20 protein-coding genes are annotated in these 21721 nt (G+C 72.1%); 11 read left to right on the top strand and 9 right to left on the bottom strand.

Translation table 11 applies throughout. The annotated features are described in order from the left end of the window. Nucleotides 1-254: 254 nt before the first annotated feature. The 4 genes from DFJ66_RS11345 to DFJ66_RS11330 are packed head-to-tail and all read right to left on the bottom strand — an operon-like array spanning nt 255 to nt 2798. Nucleotides 255-1073 (bottom strand): NAD(P)H-binding protein, encoded by an 819-nt coding sequence (locus DFJ66_RS11345; RefSeq protein ID WP_121220569.1) that lies wholly within the window; start codon nt 1071-1073, stop codon nt 255-257. Beyond that, complete coding sequence (locus DFJ66_RS11340) at nt 1070-1945, bottom strand: alpha/beta hydrolase (RefSeq protein WP_121220567.1); 876 nt, start codon at nt 1943-1945, stop codon at nt 1070-1072. Before DFJ66_RS11340 ends, DFJ66_RS11345 begins: the two co-directional genes overlap by 4 nt. Continuing rightward, nucleotides 1942-2397, bottom strand: a complete 456-nt coding sequence (locus DFJ66_RS11335) for a nuclear transport factor 2 family protein (RefSeq protein WP_211351080.1) — start codon at nt 2395-2397, stop codon at nt 1942-1944. Before DFJ66_RS11335 ends, DFJ66_RS11340 begins: the two co-directional genes overlap by 4 nt. Next, nucleotides 2394-2798 (bottom strand): nuclear transport factor 2 family protein, encoded by a 405-nt coding sequence (locus DFJ66_RS11330; RefSeq protein ID WP_121220565.1) that lies wholly within the window; start codon nt 2796-2798, stop codon nt 2394-2396. The genes DFJ66_RS11335 and DFJ66_RS11330 overlap by 4 nt, the downstream gene beginning before the upstream one ends. Nucleotides 2799-2954: 156 nt before the next feature. Here DFJ66_RS11330 and DFJ66_RS11325 point away from each other — a divergent pair, with 156 nt between their 5' ends. Further along, nucleotides 2955-3155, top strand: coding sequence for a hypothetical protein (locus DFJ66_RS11325; RefSeq protein WP_121220563.1), 201 nt, complete (start codon nt 2955-2957; stop codon nt 3153-3155). A gap of 95 nt (nt 3156-3250) precedes the next feature. After that, nucleotides 3251-4126 (top strand): RNA polymerase sigma-70 factor, encoded by an 876-nt coding sequence (locus DFJ66_RS11320; protein ID WP_121220561.1) that lies wholly within the window; start codon nt 3251-3253, stop codon nt 4124-4126. Here the strand turns inward: DFJ66_RS11320 and DFJ66_RS11315 are convergent. Then, complete coding sequence (locus DFJ66_RS11315; protein ID WP_121220559.1) at nt 4053-5513, bottom strand: MFS transporter; 1461 nt, start codon at nt 5511-5513, stop codon at nt 4053-4055. The genes DFJ66_RS11320 and DFJ66_RS11315 overlap by 74 nt on opposite strands. Before the next feature lie 151 nt (nt 5514-5664). Between DFJ66_RS11315 and DFJ66_RS11310 the strand changes: the two genes are divergently transcribed. Further along, nucleotides 5665-6036 carry a YciI family protein gene (locus DFJ66_RS11310; RefSeq protein ID WP_121220557.1) on the top strand — a complete coding sequence of 124 codons (372 nt, stop codon included), beginning with the start codon at nt 5665-5667 and terminating at the stop codon, nt 6034-6036. Then, complete coding sequence (locus DFJ66_RS11305; protein ID WP_121220555.1) at nt 6033-7259, top strand: RNA polymerase sigma factor; 1227 nt, start codon at nt 6033-6035, stop codon at nt 7257-7259. The genes DFJ66_RS11310 and DFJ66_RS11305 overlap by 4 nt, the downstream gene beginning before the upstream one ends. Here the strand turns inward: DFJ66_RS11305 and DFJ66_RS11300 are convergent. Together DFJ66_RS11300 and DFJ66_RS11295 are read right to left on the bottom strand one after the other, a co-directional pair. Beyond that, nucleotides 7252-9432: an RICIN domain-containing protein gene (locus tag DFJ66_RS11300; RefSeq protein ID WP_121220553.1), complete on the bottom strand. Its 2181-nt coding sequence runs from the start codon at nt 9430-9432 to the stop codon at nt 7252-7254. The two genes, DFJ66_RS11305 and DFJ66_RS11300, sit on opposite strands and share 8 nt — an antisense overlap. Before the next feature lie 149 nt (nt 9433-9581). Further along, entirely contained in the window at nt 9582-10100 is a 519-nt protein-coding gene (locus DFJ66_RS11295; protein WP_121231023.1) for a pyridoxamine 5'-phosphate oxidase family protein, read from the bottom strand. A 136-nt stretch (nt 10101-10236) separates the two neighbouring features. Between DFJ66_RS11295 and DFJ66_RS11290 the strand changes: the two genes are divergently transcribed. Beyond that, the gene (locus DFJ66_RS11290) at nt 10237-11352 is read left to right on the top strand and encodes a S1 family peptidase (RefSeq protein ID WP_121220551.1); all 1116 of its coding nucleotides are present in this window, start codon (nt 10237-10239) and stop codon (nt 11350-11352) included. On the opposite strand, the gene DFJ66_RS11285 is transcribed toward DFJ66_RS11290, so the two are convergent. Further along, entirely contained in the window at nt 11346-14420 is a 3075-nt protein-coding gene (locus DFJ66_RS11285; RefSeq protein ID WP_121220549.1) for an AfsR/SARP family transcriptional regulator, read from the bottom strand. The two genes, DFJ66_RS11290 and DFJ66_RS11285, sit on opposite strands and share 7 nt — an antisense overlap. 83 nt (nt 14421-14503) lie before the next feature. Between DFJ66_RS11285 and DFJ66_RS11280 the strand changes: the two genes are divergently transcribed. Continuing rightward, nucleotides 14504-14944: a hypothetical protein gene (locus DFJ66_RS11280; protein WP_147459204.1), complete on the top strand. Its 441-nt coding sequence runs from the start codon at nt 14504-14506 to the stop codon at nt 14942-14944. After that, entirely contained in the window at nt 14944-15474 is a 531-nt protein-coding gene (locus DFJ66_RS11275) for a hypothetical protein (protein WP_121220545.1), read from the top strand. Before DFJ66_RS11280 ends, DFJ66_RS11275 begins: the two co-directional genes overlap by 1 nt. Before the next feature lie 57 nt (nt 15475-15531). Here DFJ66_RS11275 and DFJ66_RS11270 read toward each other — a convergent pair whose 3' ends face one another. Further along, nucleotides 15532-15993 (bottom strand): VOC family protein, encoded by a 462-nt coding sequence (locus DFJ66_RS11270; RefSeq protein WP_121220543.1) that lies wholly within the window; start codon nt 15991-15993, stop codon nt 15532-15534. Nucleotides 15994-16143: 150 nt separating this feature from the next. Between DFJ66_RS11270 and DFJ66_RS11265 the strand changes: the two genes are divergently transcribed. The 4 genes from DFJ66_RS11265 (at nt 16144) to DFJ66_RS11250 (ending at nt 21721) form a co-directional block, all read left to right on the top strand. Further along, on the top strand, nt 16144-16911 hold the full coding sequence (locus DFJ66_RS11265) for a TIM barrel protein (protein WP_121220541.1): 768 nt from the start codon (nt 16144-16146) through the stop codon (nt 16909-16911). 62 nt (nt 16912-16973) lie between these two features. Beyond that, on the top strand, nt 16974-17819 hold the full coding sequence (locus tag DFJ66_RS11260) for a maleylpyruvate isomerase family mycothiol-dependent enzyme (protein WP_121220539.1): 846 nt from the start codon (nt 16974-16976) through the stop codon (nt 17817-17819). Between the two features lie 42 nt (nt 17820-17861). Beyond that, entirely contained in the window at nt 17862-19235 is a 1374-nt protein-coding gene (locus DFJ66_RS11255; RefSeq protein ID WP_121220537.1) for a 3' terminal RNA ribose 2'-O-methyltransferase Hen1, read from the top strand. Further along, the gene (locus DFJ66_RS11250; RefSeq protein WP_121220535.1) at nt 19235-21721 is read left to right on the top strand and encodes a polynucleotide kinase-phosphatase; all 2487 of its coding nucleotides are present in this window, start codon (nt 19235-19237) and stop codon (nt 21719-21721) included. The genes DFJ66_RS11255 and DFJ66_RS11250 overlap by 1 nt, the downstream gene beginning before the upstream one ends.

The raw sequence follows: 21721 nt of genomic DNA, 5'->3' as shown, positions 1-21721 counted from the left end.
GATGTCAGGTGGGCGCACGCCCACTCAGGCGCCGGGTGGGCGGGCGCCCGGTCGGGTGTCGTGCCCGCTCAGGTGTTGAGTGGGCGGGCGCCCGCTCAGGTGTTGGGTGGGCGGGTGCCCGCTTAAGGGTGCGCCCGTCGGCGCGTGAGTGGGCGTTTGCCCGTTTGGTGCGTGAGTGGGCGCATGCCCGCCCGGCGGGGGAGTGGGCGTGTGCCCACTCGATGTTGGGATGGGTGTTGGCCTGCCGTTCGGTGTTAGCGGAAGGCGGCGGAGTGGGCGGTTGCCCATTCTTCGAATGTGCGGGGTGGGCGGCTGGTCACTTGTTCCACTGTCGGGTGCACGGTGGTTTCGTCGATGGTTTTGTCGCGGTAGAAGCTGAAGAACGCCTTCACGTACTCCGGGGGCGTGGTGGCGCTCATCTGCTCGCGGGCGCGGTCGTCGTCCAAGGCCTCGAAACGCAGGTCGCGGCCCAGGACTCGGCCCAGGATGTGCAACCGGTCCTCCGGCAACAGCGCCTCGGGGCCGGTCAGCGAGTACGCCTTGCCCTCGTGGCCGTCCTCGAGCAACGCCTTGACCGCCACGGCCGCGATGTCCGCCGGGTCGATGGACGCGACCGGCACATCCCCGAACGCGTCGCTGACGACGTCCCCCGCGCGCAGCTGCGGCAGCCAGCGGAACGTGTTGGACATGAACGCGGCGGGCCGCAGAAAAGTCCAGTCCAAAGTGGACTCCCGAAGCGCGGTCTCGGACGCGATCATGTAACCGGACACCACGTTGTCGGTGTCGGTGGCCACCGCTGCCTGGCTGGACAGCAGCACCACCCGGTCCGCGCCGGCCCGGTCGATCCGGTCCACCAACCCCGCCATGTCGCGGTACCCGGGCAGCAGGAAGACCGCCCGCACACCCTCCAGCGCGGCATCGAGGGACGCGGGCTCGTTCAGGTCGCCGACGGCCTGCTCCACGGGCAGGTCGCCAGGTTCGCGGACCAGTGCGCGCACGGGTGCCCCGGCCTCGGTCAGTGCCCGGACGACCTCGCGCCCGACGTTGCCGGTCGCTCCGGTGACGAGGATCATGACAGCGTCCTTCCGAAGTGGGCGACGGCGGTCTCCATCGCGATCGTCACCTGGGTTTCCTGGTCGTAGAAGTCGAACTGCGTGCCCTGCGTCCACAGGATGTCCTTGCGACCCGCGAGTCCCGCGTGGAAGCGGCGGGCGCCGTCGGGGATGGCGGCGTCCTCGCTGTGCACCAGGAGGGTGGGCTGGGTGATCTTCGGGGCCAGCGAGATCGAGTCGTAGGTCAGCCAGTCCGCCCACGCCATGACCGCGAACCGGTTGGGCCACGCGGGGATGCCGCCCCGCTCCGGGTTGAGGTAGAAGTCGATGTCGTACGGCATGGCCGCCCGGGGATCGGTCGTGCTGACCACCGGCACGTAGTCGATCTCGCCGGTCTCGTCGTAGCGGGAGCGGGCCTCGCGGGCGGCGCTGATCCGTGCGGCGACGGCCTCGGCCCCGCCGTAGGCCTGCTCGACGATGGCGGCGTCGTGCAGCCAGGGCGCGACCAGGACCAAGGACTTCACGCGCGGGTCGCGGGAAGCGTTGTCGGACATGTACATCGCCGCCGCGCAGATGCCCAGCGCGGCCAGGCGGTCGGCGTCCACGGCGGGGTGGGAAGCCAGGAACGTCAACGCGTTGTGGATGTCGCGGACCTTGCGCTCGGGGTTCTCGACGTCGCGCGGCTCGCCCTCCGACTCGCCGAAACCGGTGAAGTCGAAGGACAGGGCGGTGTAGCCGTGCTCGGACAGGCGCTGCGCGTAGCGGTCGGCCATCAGTTCCTTGACGCTGGTCCACGTCCCGGCCACGACCACGGCCGGGGTCGGCTCGTAGGTGTCGGGCACGTACAGGTTGCCGGTGAGGGTGGCGCCGTCGCTGTCGAAGGTGATCTTCACGCGTACTCCAGGGTGGCTTTGGTGATCAGGCCGTCGGTGATGTCGAGGTGGTAGTTGGCGCGGAACCCGCCCACGCCGCCGGGTTGGAAGCGGACGAGCATCGTGGTGCCGCCCGCGCGCGGGGTGTGGCCGAGCAGCGTGTAGACGCCACCGACCACTTCGGCCTCCGCCCAGCGCCGGATCGCGTCCCGGCCCTTGATCTCCCGCCCCACGTCCACGACGACCGCGTCGGCGGCGAAGGCGGCGGCCACGGCGTCGGCGTCCTTGGCGGCCACGGCGTCGAGGTAGCGCTGGGCCGCAGGGTCCAGCGGGCCGCTCGCGGCACTGGACGGGGGCAGCGGCTGCACGGCGTCGCTGACCACCGCGCGCAGGAAGTCACTGGCCACCAACGCCCCCGCACCACCCACGAGCAGAACCCCGACCGCCACACCGGCGATGGCGGACTTCCTCACCGCTCTCCCTCTTGCCACGCCACGGTGAGCACGATGCCGCCGATCCGCCAGCCGTCGCCCGTGCGCACGAGGTCGAACCGGTAGGAACCGCCCAGCGTCCACCGGTTTCCGTCCGGCTTGAGGTGGGTGGCCTGGACGGAGGCGGTGCAGACGGCCGTGTCGCCGACGACGGTCACCAGCTGGTTGGCGAGCAGGTGCTGGGTGGCCGTGTACGCGCCGAGCGCCTCCTGCCACCCGTCGATGATCTGCGCGGGCGCCAGCGTGACCGGCTCACCGCCGTTGAGGCTGGTGTAGTCGAGGGTCACCCGGTCCGCGAACACCCAGACGAGCTGGTCCCACTCCCGGTGGTCGGTGTGCCAGACCAGGGCGGTGCAGGTGTCGATGACGTCGAAACGGTCCATGGCCCGAGGATTGCGCCGGCGGGACCAACGCGACAGGGCGAATGGCTGCACACGTGGGTGCAGGAACTTGCACTCGTCCCGGTGAATCCCCTTGACCCTCGTTCACGTTCCGCTCGGCCGGGTATCCCTCCGGCAGAACGGAGGAGGTGCAGTGTCATGGCGGACTGTGGTGCAGCGGCGCGGGTCGGCGGGATTCGGGGGCGGCGGGCCAGGGAGCGCGGGCCTGCCCTCGTGGTGGCTGCGGCCGTGCTCCTGGCGGGGTTGGGCGCGGTGTTCGTCGACGAGCCCGCGGAGGTTCCGGGCGGTCAGGCCCAGGTGAGCTTGAACGGCAACACGTGGCACATGATCGCCGAGTGACCTGACCGGGTGACGCGGGTCACAGGGTGTCACAGCGCGCTGGTGGGCGGTGTCTGGTGAGGACACTGCCGGCACAGCGACAAGGAGACCCTGCGATGGCTGAGAGCCCGGACGCCACCGAGGTGTTCCTCGCCCACCGCAACCTGCTGTTCACCGTGGCCTACGAGATGCTCGGGTCGGCGGCCGACGCCGAGGACGTCTTGCAGGAGACCTGGTTGCGGTGGGTCGGGGTGGACTCGCGCGAGGTGCGGAACCAGCGTGCCTACCTGGTGCGGATCACCACCCGGCAGGCCCTCGGGCGGTTGCGGGCGTTGGGGCGGCGCAAGGAGGCCTACGTCGGGCCGTGGTTGCCCGAGCCGTTGTTGACCGCGCCGGACGTCGCCGAGGACGTCGAGTTGGCCGACAGCGTGTCCATGGCGATGTTGCTGGTCCTGGAGACGTTGACGCCCACCGAGCGGGCGGTGTTCGTGCTGCGCGAGGTGTTCGACCTCGGGTACGACGAGATCGCCGAGGCGGTCGACAAGAGCCCGGCGGCCGTGCGGCAGATCGCCCACCGGGCGCGGGCGCACGTCGCCGCCCGCCGGCCGCGCGAGGTCGTGTCGCCCGCCGAGTCGCGCGAGGTGATCGACGCGTTCCGGCGGGCGGTCGAGACCGGGGACCTGCAAGGGCTGCTGGACCTCCTCGCGCCGGACGTCGTGCTTGTCGGTGACGGCGGCGGGGTCGTCCCGGCCGCGCCGGCGCCGGTGGTGGGCGCCGACGCCGTGGCCGTGGTGCTGGGCCGGATCGCCGCTGCGGGCGAATTGGAGAACGCGCAGGTCAACGGCTATCCGGCATTCCTGTTCCGGATCGGCGGCGAACTGGACTCGGTGGTGGCGGTCCGCGTGGACGGCGGTCGGGTCACCGGGCTGTACGCGGTGCGGAACCCGGCGAAGCTGTCGCACCTGGACCAGACGATCGCCCTGACCCGCTGAAGCGGAGCACCAGCGCCGCGGTCGCCGCGAACAGGACCGCCCCGACGACCCCGGTCACGTGCAGGGCACCGGTGAAGGCTGCTCGGGCTTCCGCGACCAGTTCCGGACCGGCGTCCGCCAGGGAGTCCGACGCACCGCCCATCCTCGCCCGGTACACGGCCGCGCCCAGCACCCCGAGCAGCGCGAACCCCAGTGAACCGCCGAGGTAGTTGCCCGTCTCCGACATCGACGCCGCCGACCCCGCGCGTTCCGGCGCCACCGACCCGACCACGAGACCCGTGCCCAACGCGAACAGCGGGCCGGTGCCCAGCGCCAGCACGGTGGTGCCGACGACCACCGGCACCAGCGAGGTCGCCCCGCCGACCACCAGGCTCCCCACCGCCGAGACCACGAGCCCACCGGCGATCGCGGTCGGCGCGGGCACCCGCCGGGCCGTCGCGGGCGCGGTGATGGTGCCCACCGCCACGCCCAGACCCATCGGCGCGAACAACACCGCCGTGGCGAACGGCGAGTACCCCAGCACGCCCTGGAGGTACTGGGTGACCATCAGCCCGGTCCCGGCCATCGCGACCCCCGCGCTCACCAGCGCCACCAGAACCGCCGTGAACTGGCGGTGGCGCAGCAGCCGCAGGTCCAACAACGGCGTCTCCAGCCGCAACTGCCGACGCGCGAACACCACCCCGACCACGGTGCCCAGCACCAGCGCCGCCACCGGCACGACCGAGATGTCCACGGTCAGCTGCTTGATCCCGTAGACCACCAGCAACACCGCCACCAGCGACAACCCGACACCGCCCAGGTCGAGCCGCCCGGCCCGGTCACCGCGCGACTCCGGCAGCAGCACCGGCCCCGTGACCAGCAGCAACCCCATCGCCGGCACCGCGAGCAGGAACACCGAGCCCCACCAGAAGTGCTGGAGCAGGAACCCGGCGAGCACCGGCCCCAGCGCACCCCCGGTGAACTGGCACGTCGCCCAGATCGCGACGGCCCGCCCGCGTTCCCGCTCGTCGGCGAACATGTTCATGATCAACGCCAGCGTGGACGGCGCCAACGTCGCCCCGGCGACCCCCAGCAACGCCCGCGCCACGATCAACTCCCCCGGACTGGTCGCGAACGCCGCCACCACCGACAGCACCGCGAACGCCGCCGCGCCCACCAGCAGCAACCGGCGGCGACCGATCCGGTCACCCAGCGTGCCCATCGTGATGACCAGCCCGGCCACCACGAACCCGTACCCGTCGCTGATCCACAGCTGCTCGACCCCGCTCGCCCCCAGTTCGGCGCTCAACGCCGGCAGCGCGAGCAGCAGTGCCGTCAGGTCCATCGCCACCAGCAACGTCGGCAGCATGAGGACCGCCAGCCCCAGCCACGCCCGGTTGACCCGCATACCCGTACTCCTGTTCGCTCGACTCTCCACCGGGCGGTCGGAGCGGCCGAGCGAAAATCGACACGCTAAGGACGTCAAGAACGTCGGAACCGCTCCGACCACCCCGTGGGAGGACCCGCCGGAGGGTCCGTCGAGCACGAGGAGCACGAAGGTGAAGTTCCTGATCAGCCTGCACATCAACCCCGCCGTGCTGGATGCGCTGACCGACGAGGAGAAGGCCGCGATCGGCGAGGGGCACCGCGCGTTCATCGACGCGCTGAAGGAGTCCGGCGAGCTGATCACCACGCAGGCGCTGGCCGACCCGTCGCAAGCCGTCGTGGTGTCGGTGCGCAACGGCCAGCCCGTGGTGACCGACGGGCCGTTCGTCGAGGCCAAGGAGTTCGTCGGCGGCTTCTACCTCATCGACTGCGAGGACAAGGCGCGGGCGATCGAGCTGGCCGCGCAGATCCCGGACACCCGGTTCGAGGGCCTGGGCGTCGAGGTCCGCCAGGTGATGTTCGAAGAGGGACTGCTGGAGGCATGACCACCCCGGACGTCGAGGACCTGGTGCGCGACCTGGCGCCCCGGGTCCTCGACGCGCTGGCCCGCCGGCACGGCCGGTTCGAGGGCTGCGAGGACGCCGTGCAGGAGGCCGTGCTGGCCGCCACCCTGCAGTGGCCGGTCGAGGGCGTGCCGGACAACCCGCACGGGTGGCTGGTCACCGTCGCCTCGCGCCGCCTGATCGACCAGGTGCGCAGCGACCACGCCCGCCGGGAGCGCGAGTCCGCGACCGACGTCGTCCCCGGCGAGGTGCCGGACACCGACGACTCGCTGCTCCTGCTGTTCCTGTGCTGCCACCCCAGCCTCACCGCCGCGTCCCAGACCGCCCTGACGCTGCGGGCCGTGGGCGGGCTGACCACCGCCGAGATCGCCCGCGCGTTCCTGGTGCCCGAGGCGACCCTGGCGGCCCGGATCAGCCGCGCCAAGCAGCGCATCAAGGCCGCCGGCAGCGAGTTCCGCCTGCCCGAGGACACCGCCGAACGCGAGGAACGGTTGCGGGTCGTCCTGCACGTGCTGTACCTGATCTTCAACGAGGGCTACACCGCGTCCTCGGGCAGCGCACTGCACCGCGCCGACCTGGCGCACGAGGCGATCCGGCTGGCCCGGGTGGTCCACGCCCAGCTGCCCGACGACAGCGAGGTGACCGGCCTGCTCGCCCTGATGCTGCTGACCCACGCCCGGCGCGACGCGCGGACGACCCCGGCCGGCGACCTGATCCCCCTCGACGAGCAGGACCGGTCGAAGTGGGACCGCGCGCTGGTCGAGGAGGGCACCGAGCTGGCCAAGGCGTCCCTCGCGGGTTCGGCGCTGGGTCCCTACCAGCTGCAAGCCGCCATCGCGGCCACCCACGCCGACGCGGCCACGGCGGCGGAGACGAACTGGGCGCAGGTGCACGCGCTCTACCTGATCCTGGAACGGGTGGCGCCCAACCCGATGGTCACCCTGAACCGGGCGATCGCGCTCGCGGAGGTCAAGGGCGCGGAAGCCGGGCTGGCTCTGCTGTCCACTTTGGACTGTGACGACCGGCTGGCGGGCCACCACCGGTTGCTGTCCGTGCGGGCGCACCTGCTGGAGAAGGGCGGTGACCTGGTCGGGGCGCGGGAGAACTACCGGGCCGCCGCCAAGGCCACCGCCAGCCTCGCCGAACGTCGTTACCTGGAGGGGAAGGCGGGCCGCATCGGCGACCCGCCTTCCGGTTCTAGCTGATCGACCACTGTTGCAGCGCTGACCCGGTGTTCGTCTCCTGCGTCACCAGAGCGCCGTTGGTCGTGGACGCGGTGGTGAGCAGCAGTCCTGAGTGGACGTTCGTCAGCATGTAGAGGCCGTTGGCCAGCTTGGTCGCCTGCCACCGCTGGTTGTCACCGCCGGTGCACGTCCACTGGATCACCTTGGTGCCCGGTGCGGTCGCGCCGGCGTAGTCGTCCATGCAGAGGTTCGACGCCCCGTTGACGATGGTGTAGGAGCCGTCGGCCTGCTGGGTGAACTGCCAGCGCTGGTTCGCGCCCCCGTTCGGGGACCACGTGATCAGCTGGGTGCCGGCGGTGGTCGAGGAGTTCGGGTTGTCCAGCGCCTTGCCCGAGGCCGTGACCGTGCGAGTGCCGTTGAGGGACGGGTCCGCCGTGCCGACCGGGGTGATGGTCAGGGTCTGCTCGGCGGCGGTCCGGGTGCCGCCCACCGCGTTGCCGGTGGTGTTGGTCCAGAACCGCGCCGGGGTCGTCTCGGTCGACCGGGCGGTGTCCGAGCTCAGCGCCAGGACCAGGCCGCTGTACCGGTTGACCAGGCGGTACGTGCTCTGGCCGGTGGTGCGCACGACCCACCACTGCTGGCCGACCGTGGGGCCGCCGGCGGTGGCGGTGGGCTTGGTGCCCCAGGCCCGGGTGCTCGTGGAGCCCGTGCCGACGCCCAGGAGCTGGCCGGTGGAGGCGTTGGCGATCTTGTAGGAGCCGTCGCCGTTGGCGGTGATGCGCCAGGCCTCCAGCGCCGACCCGGTCGCCGCGCCGGACGTCGTGGCGGAGCTGCCGGACACCTGGGAGAGCACCCGGGAGCCCGTGCCGATCGTGTAGGTGCGGGCCGGGTCGAACAGGACCGGCTCGCCCGCGCTGGACGTGATCGTGGTGTTGGCGTACTCGCCGTCCGAGTTCGTGCAGGCGATCGAGCAGTACGAGCGGTAGTCCTTGCCCAGGATGGTGGAGCCGGTCTTGCTGCCGCCGTCGAGGAACCAGCGGTACCAGGACGCGTTGTGGTAGCTGCCGGAGTTGCCCAGCAGGAACCACTTCTGGGTGGTCAGGTCGGCGGTCGCGTAGACCTCCTGCGGCGCGTTGCCGGACTGGTCGACCGCCTGCGGGGTGCCGATGTAGAGGCCCAGGTGGGCGTTGTAGGCGATGTTCATGACGAACAGGGGAGAGGTGGGCGGCATCTTGCCGTCCGCGATCTGCTGGCTCGCGGTGCCGGTGGTGAGCGGGCTGTACTCGGCAGTGGTCGGCACGTACCCGTTCGGGTTGGTCGACGTGGGCACCATCGTGCTCTCGCGACCACCGATGCCCGGCTGCGTCCACGTGCCGTCGTACCACTTCTGCCACGAGCCCTTGGCCATCTTGGACGCGATCGGGGACCGGGCGACGTGTCCGTAGAACGCCTTCCAGCCGCCGGACTTGTCCACGATCCGTGACCCGTAGAACACGTAGAAGTACCCGGACGCGGTGTCCACGAACAGGCGCTGGTCGCCCGTGCCGTAGTGGTAGGTCTGGTTCGGGAACGCCGTGGTGTCACCCCGTTTGGTGCTGTACGGCGAGGTGATCGCGTGGTCCTTGATGGTCCAGGTCTTGCCCTGGTCGGTGGAGAGCGCGTAGTCGATGGAGTCGTAGTGCAGGCCGTCGCCGAAGGGCTGGGGTGTGAACTCGTTGTGCACCAGGCCGTACCAGTGGCCGGTGTCGGGGTCCACCCACACGCCGATCAGGGTGCAGAAGTTGCGCTGGGAGTAGCTCGACCCGGCCGGCGCGTTGGTCGATTCAAGGCCCGTGGGGCTGTTGTTGCAGCGCCAGGTGGTGTCGTTGTTCTTGTCGTTGGCGTTGGCGGGGTTGACCGCGTCGCTGATCGCGCTGGAGCGGGTGGCGGTGTCGAAGTTGGTGCCGGTGAAGAACGCCCAGTAGCGGGGCTGGGTCGCGCCGTACAGTGAGGCCGACTGCTGGAAGTAGAACGTGCCGTCCTTGTCGATGAACGTGCTCGCCGGCGTGTCCGTCGGGTGCGCGTAGGACCCGGTGGTGCCGTAGGTGACGGTGTAGGTGGCGGCGTGCGCGGCAGGCGTCGTCGCGGCAGCCACCACGACCGCGGCGACGACCGCCGCGCTCCGCAGCCTGGCCTTGCTGTGCAGGGATGTCATGCGCTGCTCCATGTGTCCGGTGTGGACGCTCCGGCGGCTCGGGCCGACAGGGTTTCGAGCAGGGTGCAACGATCCGCACCCGCCGGCAATGGAGTTGCGGTCCGCACGCTTGGACTTTTGGGCCGATCCGGTCCGTCGAACCGCCGAGGTCAGTGCGCGAAGTCCCAGCGGGTGGCGCCGTGGGGTTCCGCGGAGGCCACGCCGAAGGCCGTGCGCAGGGTCAGCCGGTACAGGTGCCAGGGTGGCGGGCCGGCGCTCGGGGCGGTGAAGGGGGCCGTGAGTGCGTCGCCCTCCACGGTCGCCGGCCAGCCGCCCGTGCGGTAGACCTCGGCCACGCGCTCCAGGACCTCCGGGTCGGTGACCCGGTGCGCCTCGCCCTCCAGCACCAGGTCCAGGCCGCGCAGCCGCACGGAGATGCTGCACGCCGGGTTCACCGCCAGGTTGCGCGACCGGCGGGTCCCGGGGCCGCCGACGAAGTGCAGCGCGTCGTCCACCCACACGGCGCCGACACCGGCGGTGTGGGGGCGTCCGTCGGGTCGCACGGTCGCCACGAAGAAGGTCAGGTCGGCGGTGGGGGTGTCGGCGACCAGGACGTCCCGCGCGCGGCTCCAGGGCAGCTCGGCGTGCCCGTACTGGTCGAGGTTCCGGGTCGAGGTGGGCTCGCTCATGGTGTTCGTCATACCCCTGCGACGAACGGGCCGCCCGCCGATCGACACCCGTTCTGCAAGTCCTCTGCAAGTCGCCGCCGGTTCGCTGGTCCCGGGGTCGGTTCCGGCCCCGAACCCTGAAGCCCTGGAGAGCATGATGCGCAGCCGTGTCCCCCGTCGCCTCGGGACGGTCGTGGTGGCCACCGGGTTGGTCCTGGCCTCCCTGCTGACCGGACCCGCCGCCCAGGCCGAACCGGTCAGCGACCCCGACCGCGCCGCCGCCCTGGCCGCCGACGCCGCCGCCGACGCCGCCGCCCAGGTGGTCGCCGAGCTCGGTGACACGCGGACCGCGGGCGTCTACCAGGACGACGACGGCCGGGTGGTCGTCGGCGTCACCGACGAGGCCGCCGCCCAGGCCGTCCGCGACGCCGGCGGCACGCCGCAGCTGGTCGCCAACAGCACCGCGGCCCTCACCGCCATCCACGCCGAGTTCGACCAGCTCGCCGGCATCGCCAACACCTCGTGGGGCGTGGACCCCAGCACGAACAAGGTCTCCGTGGAGATCCACGAGGGCGTCTCCGCCGCCGACGAGGCCCGCCTGGTCACCGTCGCCGCCCGCCACGGCGGCGCGGTCAGCGTCGAGCACCTGCCCGGCAAGATCGAGTTCACCGCCTACGACATGCGCGGCGGCGTCGGCATCACGTCCGGCTCGCGCCTGTGCACCGCCGGGTTCAACGTGCAGAACTCGTCGGGCAAGAAGTACATGATCACCGCCGGGCACTGCATGATCGGCGGCTACTACGAGTGGAACCGGTACTCGGGCAACATCCCCCTGGGTCGCATGTCCAGCTTCAACAACGAGCCCGGTGACTGGGCGGTCGTGGAGTACCGGGCCTCCAACGTCAGCCCGCTGGGCATGATCCAGTACCGGGACGGGTCCGCCCACCAGATCACCGGCTCCCGCTGGGTCCGCGACGGCGAGGGCGTGAAGCGCACGGGCACCTCCAGCCAGGACTTCGTGGGCAAGGTGCTGGACCCGAGCGTGACGGTCAACTACGACGGCGGCGTCACCCTCTACAAGATGATCAAGACCAGCCTGTGCTCCATCAAGGGCGACAGCGGCGGCCCGCTGTTCTCCGGCGAAACGGCCCTGGGCATCGCGTCGGGCAGCGACCACCCCACGTCCACGTGCAACGACGGCGTCAGCACCCACCGGTCGTACTACCAGCCGTTGCAGGCGGTGCTGATCGACAAGGGCCTGCGCGTCTACTGAGCCCCGTCCGCGATCCGGCTGACGCGGGCGGCCAAGAGCCGGTAGCCCGCTCGGGTGGCGAGCTCGGCGGCCTGGTCCGCGCACTCCCGTGCGCGGTCCCGGTCGCCGAGCGCCAGCCGTGCCTCGGCCAACCCCGCCAGGGCGGCGGTCTCGCACCACGTGAAGCTCGTCTCGCGGGCGATGGTCAGGGCGCGCTCGAAGTGCTCGGTGGCCTCCGCGGGCGATCCCGACCGCAGGCACACCTCGCCCAACGACACCAGCGCCCACGCCTCCGTGCCCCGGTCGCCGATCACGTGGGTGAGCCGCACGGCCTCCAGCGCGTCCGCCCGCGCGTCTCCGCCGCCGGTCGCTCGCCGGTCACCGCCGCCGGTCGCTCGCCGGTCACCGCCCCCGGACGCCCGTGCGTCACCGCCGGCGGCGAGCAGCGCCCTCCCGGACAGGGCGGCGGCCTCGCCGTAGTGGTAGCCCAGCTCCCGGTTGGCCGCCAGTGCCCGCTCGTAGAACTCCGCCGCCGCGGCCCGGTCGTCCCGGTCGCGGTGCACGTTGCCCAGGTCCACCAGCAGTACCGCCACGCTGAACCGGGCACCGCCGCGCTCGGCCAGCTCCAGCGCCCGCGTGAAGTGCACCAGGGCCTGGTCCAGCTCGCCGATCTGCTCGTAGGCGAAACCCACGTTGGCCAGGGCCATCGAGACCGCACCGGGCGGGGTCGGGTGCTCCTCGGTCAGCCGCAGGCACTCCAGGCCGCGCCGGATCGCCTCCCGGGGCTCGCCCAGCCGCTGGTGGACGGCGCTGAGGTTGTTCAGCACGGCGATCAGCCCGTCGGGCCACGCGTCGGCGAACCCCTCCCGCAGCACCGTCGTCAGGTGCACCCGGGCCTCGTCGTACCGGCCGCTGTTCACGCAGGCCAGGGCGATGCTCAGGTGCATCGCCGTCTGCGGCTGGGGTTCGCCCGCCGACTGGGCGGCGGCCAGGCCCCGGGACGCGACGCGGATCCACTCGGTGCGGTGGCCCCGGTGGTGGAAGTAGGCGCGCAGGGCGTCGGCGATGTGCCAGGCGAACTCCCGCGGACCGTGCTCGGCGGCGTGCTCGACGGCGGCGGCGACGTTCGGCCACTCCTCGTCCAGCCACGCCAGGGCTTCGTCCGCGTCGGCGAAGACCTCCCGCGCGTCCCTGGGCAGGCGCAGGAAGTGGGGGATGAGCAGGCGTCCGGTGGCGTCGGCGGCGGCCAGGTAGTGCTCGAACAGCCGCCGGAGGGCGGTGTCGCGGTCCTCCGGGCGTTCGTCGGCGAGCACCTGGCGGGCGGCGTACCAGCGCAGCAGGTCGTGGAAGCGGTAGCGGCCGGGTCGGTAGCGCTCGACCAGGTTCGCGGCGGCCAGCGCCTTGAGCCGCTGGTTCGCCTGTGGGACGGGGGTGTCCGCCAGCGCCGCCGCCTGGTGGGCGGTGAAGGTCTGGCCGGGGACCAGGGACAGCCGCCGGAACAACCGCCGGTGCTCGGCCCCGACCGCGCGGTAGGACAGGGCGAACGCGGTCGTCACCGCGCTCTCCTCGGCCCCGTCGACGCACAGCCCGGTCAACGGGTCGCCGGCGGCCAGTTCCCGGGCCAGCTCGGCGATCCCGGGCACGTCGCCGTCGCCGAGGTTCGCCGCCGCCAGGCGCAGCGCCAGCGGCAGGTGCCCGCACAGCCGGGCCAGTTCGGCGGCCTCGGACGCCGGCACCGGACCGCCCAGCACGGCTTCCAGCAGCTGGTGGGAGTCCTCTTCGGGCAGCACGCCCACCGGCACCGACAGCGCGCCGCAGCGGGCGATCAGGTCGCCCAGGCGCAGCCGGCTGGTGACCAGGACCGTGCCCGAGGGCGGCAGCAGCGGGACCACCTGGCCGCTGTCGCGGGCGTTGTCCAGCACGAGCAGCACGTGCCGGTCGGCCAGCAGCGACCGCCACAGCGCGAACTGCTCGTCCGGGTCCGGCGGTATCGCGCGCGGGTCGGTGCCCAGGGCGCGCAGCAGGTGGGTCACGGCGACGGCGGGGCGCAGCGGCTCGTGGTCGGCGTCGAAGCCGCGCAGGTCCAGGTAGAGCTGGCCGTCGGGGAAGCGGTGCCGGGCTCGGTGCGCCCAGCGGACGGCCAGCGCGGTCTTGCCGACACCCGCGATGCCGGTCAGGACGCGCACGTCGCAGCCGTCCCCGGCCTGGTCCAGCAGGGCCAGCTCGGCGGTCCGCCCCGCGAACCCGCGCACGTCGTGCGGCAACTGCGCCGGCCGAACCGGCTGCTCTCCGCGCCGGTCCGCCGCCCCGCGCCCCTTCGACGCCCGGCCCCCGTCCGCCGCCCCGCCGCCGTCCCCACCATCGCCGCCGTCGTCCGCCAGGATGGTCGCTTCCAGTTTGCGCAGCTCAGCCGACGGGTCCAGCCCGACCTCCTCGACCAGGCGGGTGCGCAGCGCGCGGTAGGCGTTGAGCGCGTCGTCGGTGCGGCCGTCGCGGTGGAGGGTGAGCATGAGCTGCCCGACGAACCGCTGCCGCGACGGGTGCGCGGCGACCAGCGCGGTCAGCTCGGCCAGCACGTCCCGCCCGCGCCCCAGCCGCAGTTGGGCGTCGATGCGGTCCTCCAACGCGGTCCACCGGGCCTCCTCGACGCCGGCGAGCAGCCGCCGCGCGGTCTCGGGCGCGGCGACGTCGGCCAGCGGCTCGCCCCGCCACAGCGCCAGGGCCTCGTCGAACAGCAGGACGGCCTTTTCGTCGTCGGCCTCCCGGGCGCGGGCGGCGAGCCGGTGGAACCGGTGCAGGTCCACGTCCTCCGGGTCCACGAGCAGCACGTACCCCGCGCCCTCGGACCGCAGCTGTGGCCCGTGCGCCCGGAAGGCCGCGCGGAGCCGGGACACCAGCGTCTGCACGGTGTTGCGGGCGCTCATCGGCGGGTCGTCGGGCCAGAGCAGGTCGGTGATCCGGTCGCGCGGCACGGTGCGCCCGGGTTCGAGCAGGAGGATCGCCAGGAGCAGGCGTTGCTTGCGGGAGCCGAGGTCCAGGCGGACCCCGTCCGACCACGCCTCCACGGCGCCCAAGACCCGGAACTCCACTCCGGTACCCCCCTTGTTGCAAGCCTACTGCAAGTCCGGTCCCCGACGATCTCGCGCAGCACTCATGAGGGGAGATGCGCGACATGCGCAAAAAGTTGCTTTCGCTGCTGGCGTTGCCCGCGTTCGTGGCCGCCTCGGCACTCCTGGGGGCGGGCACGGCGAACGCGTACTCGGGTCCGCACTACTGGATGTACACCGACGACGACAACCCCGGCGGCAAGGTCGAGTTCTGGTCGGACGGCGACATCTTCAAGGTCTGCGACGTCCAGGCCGACGGCGCCAGCGTGCACGTCGTCCTCTACGACATCTACACGTACAAGGGCTACGACATCTCGGCCGCCGGCAACGGCAACTGCACGACCCGCCGCGCCAGCGACGGCGCCCAGTACGACCTGCCCGAGCGGGGCCGGGACCGGGGTTGCATCAGGGTCGACATCCGCCTGTGGAAGGACGGCCACACGGTGTGGGAGAGCCCCGACCAGGCGGCGTGGTGGAACGACAACGACACGAAGGACGACTGCTGATGAAGCGCAAGGTGTTCGCCCTGCTCGCCCTCCTCCTGCTGCTCGGCGCCGCCCCCGCGGCGGCCGACGAGGCAACGGCGTGGACCAAGAAGTGCTACGACGGCCTGGGCAACGACCGCAAGATCGACCTGCCGTGGAAGACCGACCTGAACATCTACGGCATGCCGTGCGTCTACCGCAGCGGCAGCAAGCTGTACGCCGAGGTGGAGCTGCTGACGGCCGAGGCGGAGATCCCGGCGGTCGGCAGCGGCCACAAGTTCGACGGCTTCCACCTCACCGCCGTCCTGGAACGCCACAAGAACGGCCAGTCGGCCGACCAGGACGAGATCATCAAGATCGAGCGGTGCGACTTCAAGGACGAGCTGAACGCCACCTGGGGCCCGCACCTGTACTGCAAGACCGAGGTGTACACCGGGTACAACTCGGACTACGAGTACTCGGCGGACGGCTGGCTCCAGTACGACGTGGACAACGACGGCAAGGGCTGGCTGCCGATCATGGAACTGACCGGCTCCCCGGTCATCCACTGACGCCGGTCGGCGGACCCGGGGTGCCCCGGTGGCGTGGAGCCGCTGTGTGCGGACGGGTCAGTCGAGGCAGAACTCGTTGCCCTCCGGGTCTTGCATGACGATGAAGCCGCCGTCCATCGGCGGGTTGGGTTCGTGGCGGCGGAGGCGGGTGGCGCCGAGGGCGACCAGGCGGGCGCATTCCGCCTCCAAAGCCGCCATGCGCTCCTCGCCCTGGAGGCCGGGGGCGGCGCGGAGGTCCAGGTGGACTCGGTTCTTGGCGACCTTGTCCTCCGGGACCTGCTGGAAGAAGACGCGCGGGCCGTGGCCGTCGGGGTCTTCGATGGCGGAGCGGGTGTTGCGCTGGTCTTCGGGGACGCCGATGCGGGCCAGGAAGTCGTCCCACGCCGCCAGGGGGTCGGCACCTTCGGGGAGGTCCACGCCGGGTGGGGCCGGGTGGACGTAGTGCAGGGCGTCGCGCCAGAAGGTGGAGAGGGCACGCGGGTCGTGGGCGTCGAAGGTGACCTGGAACTGACGGCTCATGCGGCCCACTGTGGCACCTTTTGCGGTCAACGGCTGTCCGCAATCGGCGCCTGCCCAGTGCCCGACCGTCGTGGCGACTAGTCGCCAGGTGGCTGGTTGTGTGTGATTGAGTGCGTTAGCGTGCGGTCCTGAGCGACTGGGGGTTTCCGCATGTACGAGCTGTCCGCCAACCTGGAGTGGCTCTTCGCCGAGCGCGACGACCTTGGGGCGAGGGTGCGGGCGGCTGCCGCGCTCGGTGTGCCAGCGGTCGAGATCTGGGGGTGGCGGGGCCGGGACGTGGGCGGGTTGGAGCTCGCGTTGCGGGAGACCGGGGTCGTGTTGCAGACCATGTGCGTGGACCCGATGGGAACCTTGGTCGACCCGGCTACGCATGAGGTGTTCGTCGACGCGGTGGGGGAGTCGGCTGCCCTGGCTGATCGGCTGGGGTGCCCGTACCTGGTGATCACCGCCGGGGACGAGCGGGGTGGGGTGTCGCGGGAGGAGCAGCGGCGGGCCGTCGTGGACGCCCTGCGGCGGGCGGCGGGGGTGCTGGACGGGTACCGAGCCGTGTTGCTGCTGGAGAACCTGAACTCCCGGGTCGACCACGTCGGGACGTTCCTCGACTCGACCGCCGAGTGCCTCGACATCGTGGACGAGGTGGGCTCGCCGAAGGTCAAGGTGCTCTACGACCACTACCACTCGTTGGTCATGGGCGAGCGGCCCGAGGTGGTGTTGGCCGGGCGGGTCGATCGGGTGGGGCACGTCCAGACGGCTGACGTGCCGGGACGGCACGAACCCGGGACCGGCAAGGTCGACTGGGCGCACGAGCTGAGGGTGTTGCGGGACCTCGGGTACGCCGGGCGGATCGGGCTGGAGTGCGTGCCGACCGTCTCGACGGCGGAGGCGTTGGCCCACATCCGCGAGCACGATCCGCAATAACGGAGAAGCCCTGCCATCCATCACGCTGTTATGGTTCAGCGGCGGACGATGGGGGTGGGCGTGTGGCCGACCAGGTGGCGGTGGTGCGTGAGGTGTTGCCGGGGGTCGCGCGGAGGTTCGCGGAACTGGTGACCGGGGCACCGCCGGCCGTGAAGGCGACTGCCGACTGGACGATCGCGGACACGGCGGCGCATGTGGCCTCCATCGCCACCATGTACACGGCGATCCTGCGGCCCCAAGGCGGGGAAGTCCCGGTCGAGCAGTTGGCCGAGCGGGTGCGTACCGTGACCGTCGAGACCGTGGCCGACCTGAACACCATGGCGTTGCGGCACTTCACCGATCGCGACCCGAGAAGGCTGTCGGAGAACCTGCGGTCCACTGTGGACCGGATCCTGGAGATGACCGACGGCACGGATCACGAGCGGCCGATCCCGTGGTTGGGGGACTCGCGGGTGCCGGTGGGCGGTGTGCTGGCCCACCTGGTCAACGAAATGCTGGTCCACGGCTGGGACATCGCCCGCGCCCTGCGCGCACCCTGGCCGATGCCCGTCCGAGAAGCCGCGCCGTTCTTCGACCTGTTCGTCGTCGGCATGATCCGCAACAGCACGGGCAACATCCTCGACGGCCCGCCACCCGGCGACCGCCGCATCGCGGTCGCCTTCCGGTCCCGCCACACCGCACCGGTCACGCTCGTGCTGCACCGGGGACGGGTGACCGTCGAGGACGAGAAGGCCGACGCGCGGGTCCGCTTCGACCCGGCCACGCTGAACCTCCTGCTGTTCGGCCGGGTCAGCCGGCTGAAGGCGGTGTTGGGCGGGAAGCTGGTCGTCTCCGGGCGGCGGCCGTGGGTGCTGCCGGAGTTCCTGCGCACGGTCCGGCTGCCCACCAACGCCCAGCCGTTGTCGTAATTCGGCCGCGCACGAGCGGTCCGGTCAGTCACACTTCCCCCCGTGTTGCTGACCTTGACCACGACCCACCAACCGGCCACCGACCTGGGACACCTCCTGCACAAGCACCCCGACCGGGCGCAGGAGTTCCGGACCTCGGCGGGGACCGCGCACGTCTTCTACCCGCGCGCCGACGAGCAGGAGACCACCGTCGCGCTGCTCCTGGAGGTCGACCCCGTCGCGCTGGTGCGAGGTCCCGGCAGCACGCTCACCCAGTACGTCAACGACCGCCCGTACGTCGCCGGCTCGCTGTTCACCGTCGCCCTCGGCTCGGTGTTCCGCACGGCGATGAACGGGCGCAGCCAGTCGCGCGCCGAGCTGGCGGCCACGCCGATCCCGCTGCGGGTCCACGTCCCCGTGCTGCCGTTCGCCCTGGTGGAGCGGCTGTTCACGCCCCTGGGCTGGGACGTCGAGGTCGAGCCGATCGCGCTCGGCGACGGCACGGACTCCCGCTACGCGGCGGTCACGTTGACCGGCGCCCTGCGCCTGTCCGCCGCCCTCAAGCACCTCTACGTGCTGCTGCCCGTCCTCGACGGCAGCAAGCACTACTGGGTGGACTCCGACGAGGTCGAGAAGCTGCTGCGCGCCGGTGACGGCTGGCTCGCCGACCACCCCGACCGCGAGCTGATCACCACCCGGTACCTGGCGCGCAAGAAGCCGCTGGTGCAGTCCGCGCTGGCCCGCCTGGCCGACCTCGACGACGTCGAGCCGGAGGAGCTGGACAACGCGCTCGCCGAGCCGACGATCGCGCAGGCCGAGCCCAAGGTGTCGCTGGCCGTGCAGCGTCGGGACGCGGTGGTGGCGGCGCTGAAGGCGGCCGGGGCGCGGCGGGTGCTGGACCTGGGGTGCGGCGGCGGCGCGTTGCTCCGCGCTCTCGTGCAGGTGCCCGAGTTCACCGAGATCCACGGCGTGGACGTGTCGGCGAAGGCGTTGCAGGAGGCGGCGCGCAAGCTGCGGCTGGACCGCATGTCCGACCGGCAGCGGCAGCGGGTCGTGCTGCGCCAGTCGTCGCTGACCTACGCCGACCCCGCGCTCGCCGGGTACGACGCGGCGGTGCTGATGGAGGTCGTGGAGCACCTGGACCCGGTGCGGCTGCCCGCGCTGGAGCACTCGGTGTTCGTCGTGGCCCGGCCCCGGACCGTGCTGGTGACCACGCCGAACGTGGAGTACAACGCGTTGTTCGAGACGCTGCCCGCGGGGCGGTTGCGGCACAACGACCACCGGTTCGAGTGGACCCGCGCGGAGTTCCGCGCGTGGGCGACCGGGGTCGCCGAGCGGCGCGGGTACACCGTGTCGTTCGAGCCGATCGGACCCGAGGACCCGGCGCTGGGCGCGCCGACGCAAATGGCTGTTTTCGTCGTGGGGGAGCAGGACTGATGGAGCTGAAGATCCCGGACCTGTGCCTGGTGGTGCTGGTCGGCGCCTCCGGCTCGGGCAAGTCGACGTTCGCGCGCAAGCACTTCGCGCCGACGCAGGTGTTGTCCAGCGACTACTTCCGCGGCCTGGTGGCCGACGACGAGAACGACCAGACCGCGTCGGGCGCGGCGTTCGACGTGCTGCACTACGTGGCGGGCAAGCGGCTGGCGGCCGGGCGCACGACGGTCGTCGACGCGACCAACGTCCAGCGGGCCGACCGGGCGCAGCTGGTGGAGATCGCGCGCGAGCACGACGTGCTGCCGGTGGCCATCGTGCTGGACCTGCCGGAGGAGGTGTGCCTGGCGCGCAACGCGACCCGGCCCGACCGCGACTTCGGCCCGCACGTCGTGCGCCGGCACCGGACCGCGCTGCGCAAGTCGCTGAAGTTCCTCGCCAAGGAGGGCTTCAAGAAGGTGCACGTGCTGCGCAGCCAGTCCGAAGTGGACGAAGCGGTGATCGTGCCCGAGCCGCTGTACAACGACCTGCGGCACGAGACCGGCCCGTTCGACGTGATCGGCGACGTGCACGGCTGCCGGCAGGAGCTGGAGGACCTGCTCGGCACGCTCGGCTACGACCTGGTGCGCGACGCCGAGGGCCGTCCGGTGGACGCGGTGCCGCCGGCGGGTCGGCGCGCGGTGTTCGTCGGCGACCTGGTCGACCGCGGCCCGGACACGCCGGGTGTGCTGCGGCTGGTCATGGGCATGGTCGAGTCCGGGCACGCGTTCGCCGTGTGCGGCAACCACGAGCAGAAGCTGGTGCGGGCGCTGCGCGGGCGGGACGTCCAGGTCAAGCACGGCCTCGCGGAGTCGCTGGCGCAGCTGTCCGCGGAGACCGAGGAGTTCCGGCGGCGGGTCGAGCGGTTCTGCGACGGCTTGGTGGCGCACTACGTGCTGGACGGCGGTGACCTCGTGGTCGCGCACGCCGGCCTGCCGGAGCGCTACCACGGCCGTGCTTCGGCACGCGTGCGCGGCTTCGCCCTGTACGGCGACACGACCGGCGAGACCGACGAGTACGGCCTGCCGGTGCGCTACCCGTGGGCGACCGAGTACCGCGGCCGGGCGACCGTCCTTTACGGACACACGCCCACGCCGGACGCGGAGTGGGTCAACAACACCATGTGCTTGGACACCGGTGTGGTGTTCGGCGGCAAGCTGACGGCGCTGCGGTACCCGGAGCGCGAGGTCGTGTCGGTGCCCGCGCACAAGGTCTGGTACGAGCCGGTGCGCCCGCTGGTGGCGGCGACGCCGGACCGGGAGCCGGACGTGCTCGCGCTCGACGACGTCGCCGGCCGTCGCACGATCGAGACCGCGCACCGGGGCCGGATCGCCGTGCGTCCCGAGCAGGCCGCGTCCGCGCTGGAGGTGATGAGCCGCTTCGCGATGGACCCGCACCGCCTGCCGTACCTGCCGCCGACGATGGCGCCGACCGCGACCTCCAAGCGGCCGGACGTGCTGGAGCACCCGGAGGACGCCTTCGCCGAGTACCGGGCCGCGGGCGTGCGCGAGGTGATCTGCGAGGAGAAGCACATGGGCTCGCGGGCGGTCGTGCTGGTGGGCAAGGACTCCGGCGCGGTCTACACGCGGACCGGCCGGGCGTTCTTCGACGGCGAGCTGGGGGAGGAGCTGCTGGACCGCGTGCGGTCGGCGGTGACCGACGCCGGCTTCTGGTCGGAGTTCGACACCGACTGGCTGCTGCTGGACGCCGAGCTGATGCCGTGGAACGCCAAGGCCACCGGCCTGATCCGGGACCAGTACGCGGCCGTCGGCGCGGCGGCGGTCGGTGCGCTGGCTCCGGCGGCGGAGGTGTTGCGGGCCACCGCGGCGCGCGGCGTCGACGTGTCGGACCTGTTGGCGCGCACCACGTCCCGCCTGGCCAACGCGGTCGGCTACCGGGACGCCTACCAGCGCTACTGCTGGCCGACCACGGGCCTGGACGGCGTGCGCCTGGCCCCGTTCCAGCTCCTGGCCACGGCCGGCCGCACCTACCACGACCGCTCGCACCTGTGGCACCTGGAGACCTTGGCGCGCTTGGACTCGCCGCTGTTCACCCGCACCCGGCACCTGGTGGTCGACACCGAGGACGCCGAGTCGGTGGCGGCGGGCGTGCGGTGGTGGGAAGAGCTGACCGCGGCCGGCGGGGAGGGCATGGTCGTCAAGCCGCTGGCGAACCTGGTGCGCGGCGAGCGGGGCCTGGTGCAGCCGGGCGTGAAGGTGCGCGGCCGGGAGTACCTGCGCATCATCTACGGCCCGGACTACACCGAACCGGAGAACCTGGAACGCCTGCGGCACCGGGGTCTGGGCGCCAAGCGCTCGCTGGCGCTGCGCGAGTACGCCCTGGGCCTGGAGGCGCTGGAACGCGCGGCACGCGGGGAGCCGCTGTGGCGGGTCCACGAGTGCGTGTTCGCCGTGCTGGCCCTGGAGTCCGAGCCGGTCGACCCGCGGCTGTAG

The sequence above is a fragment of the Saccharothrix variisporea genome, from assembly GCF_003634995.1.
Classification (GTDB): domain Bacteria; phylum Actinomycetota; class Actinomycetes; order Mycobacteriales; family Pseudonocardiaceae; genus Actinosynnema; species Actinosynnema variisporeum.
The sequence above is the reverse complement of the archived record's forward strand: the minus strand, read 5'-3'. Positions and strand labels throughout refer to the sequence as shown.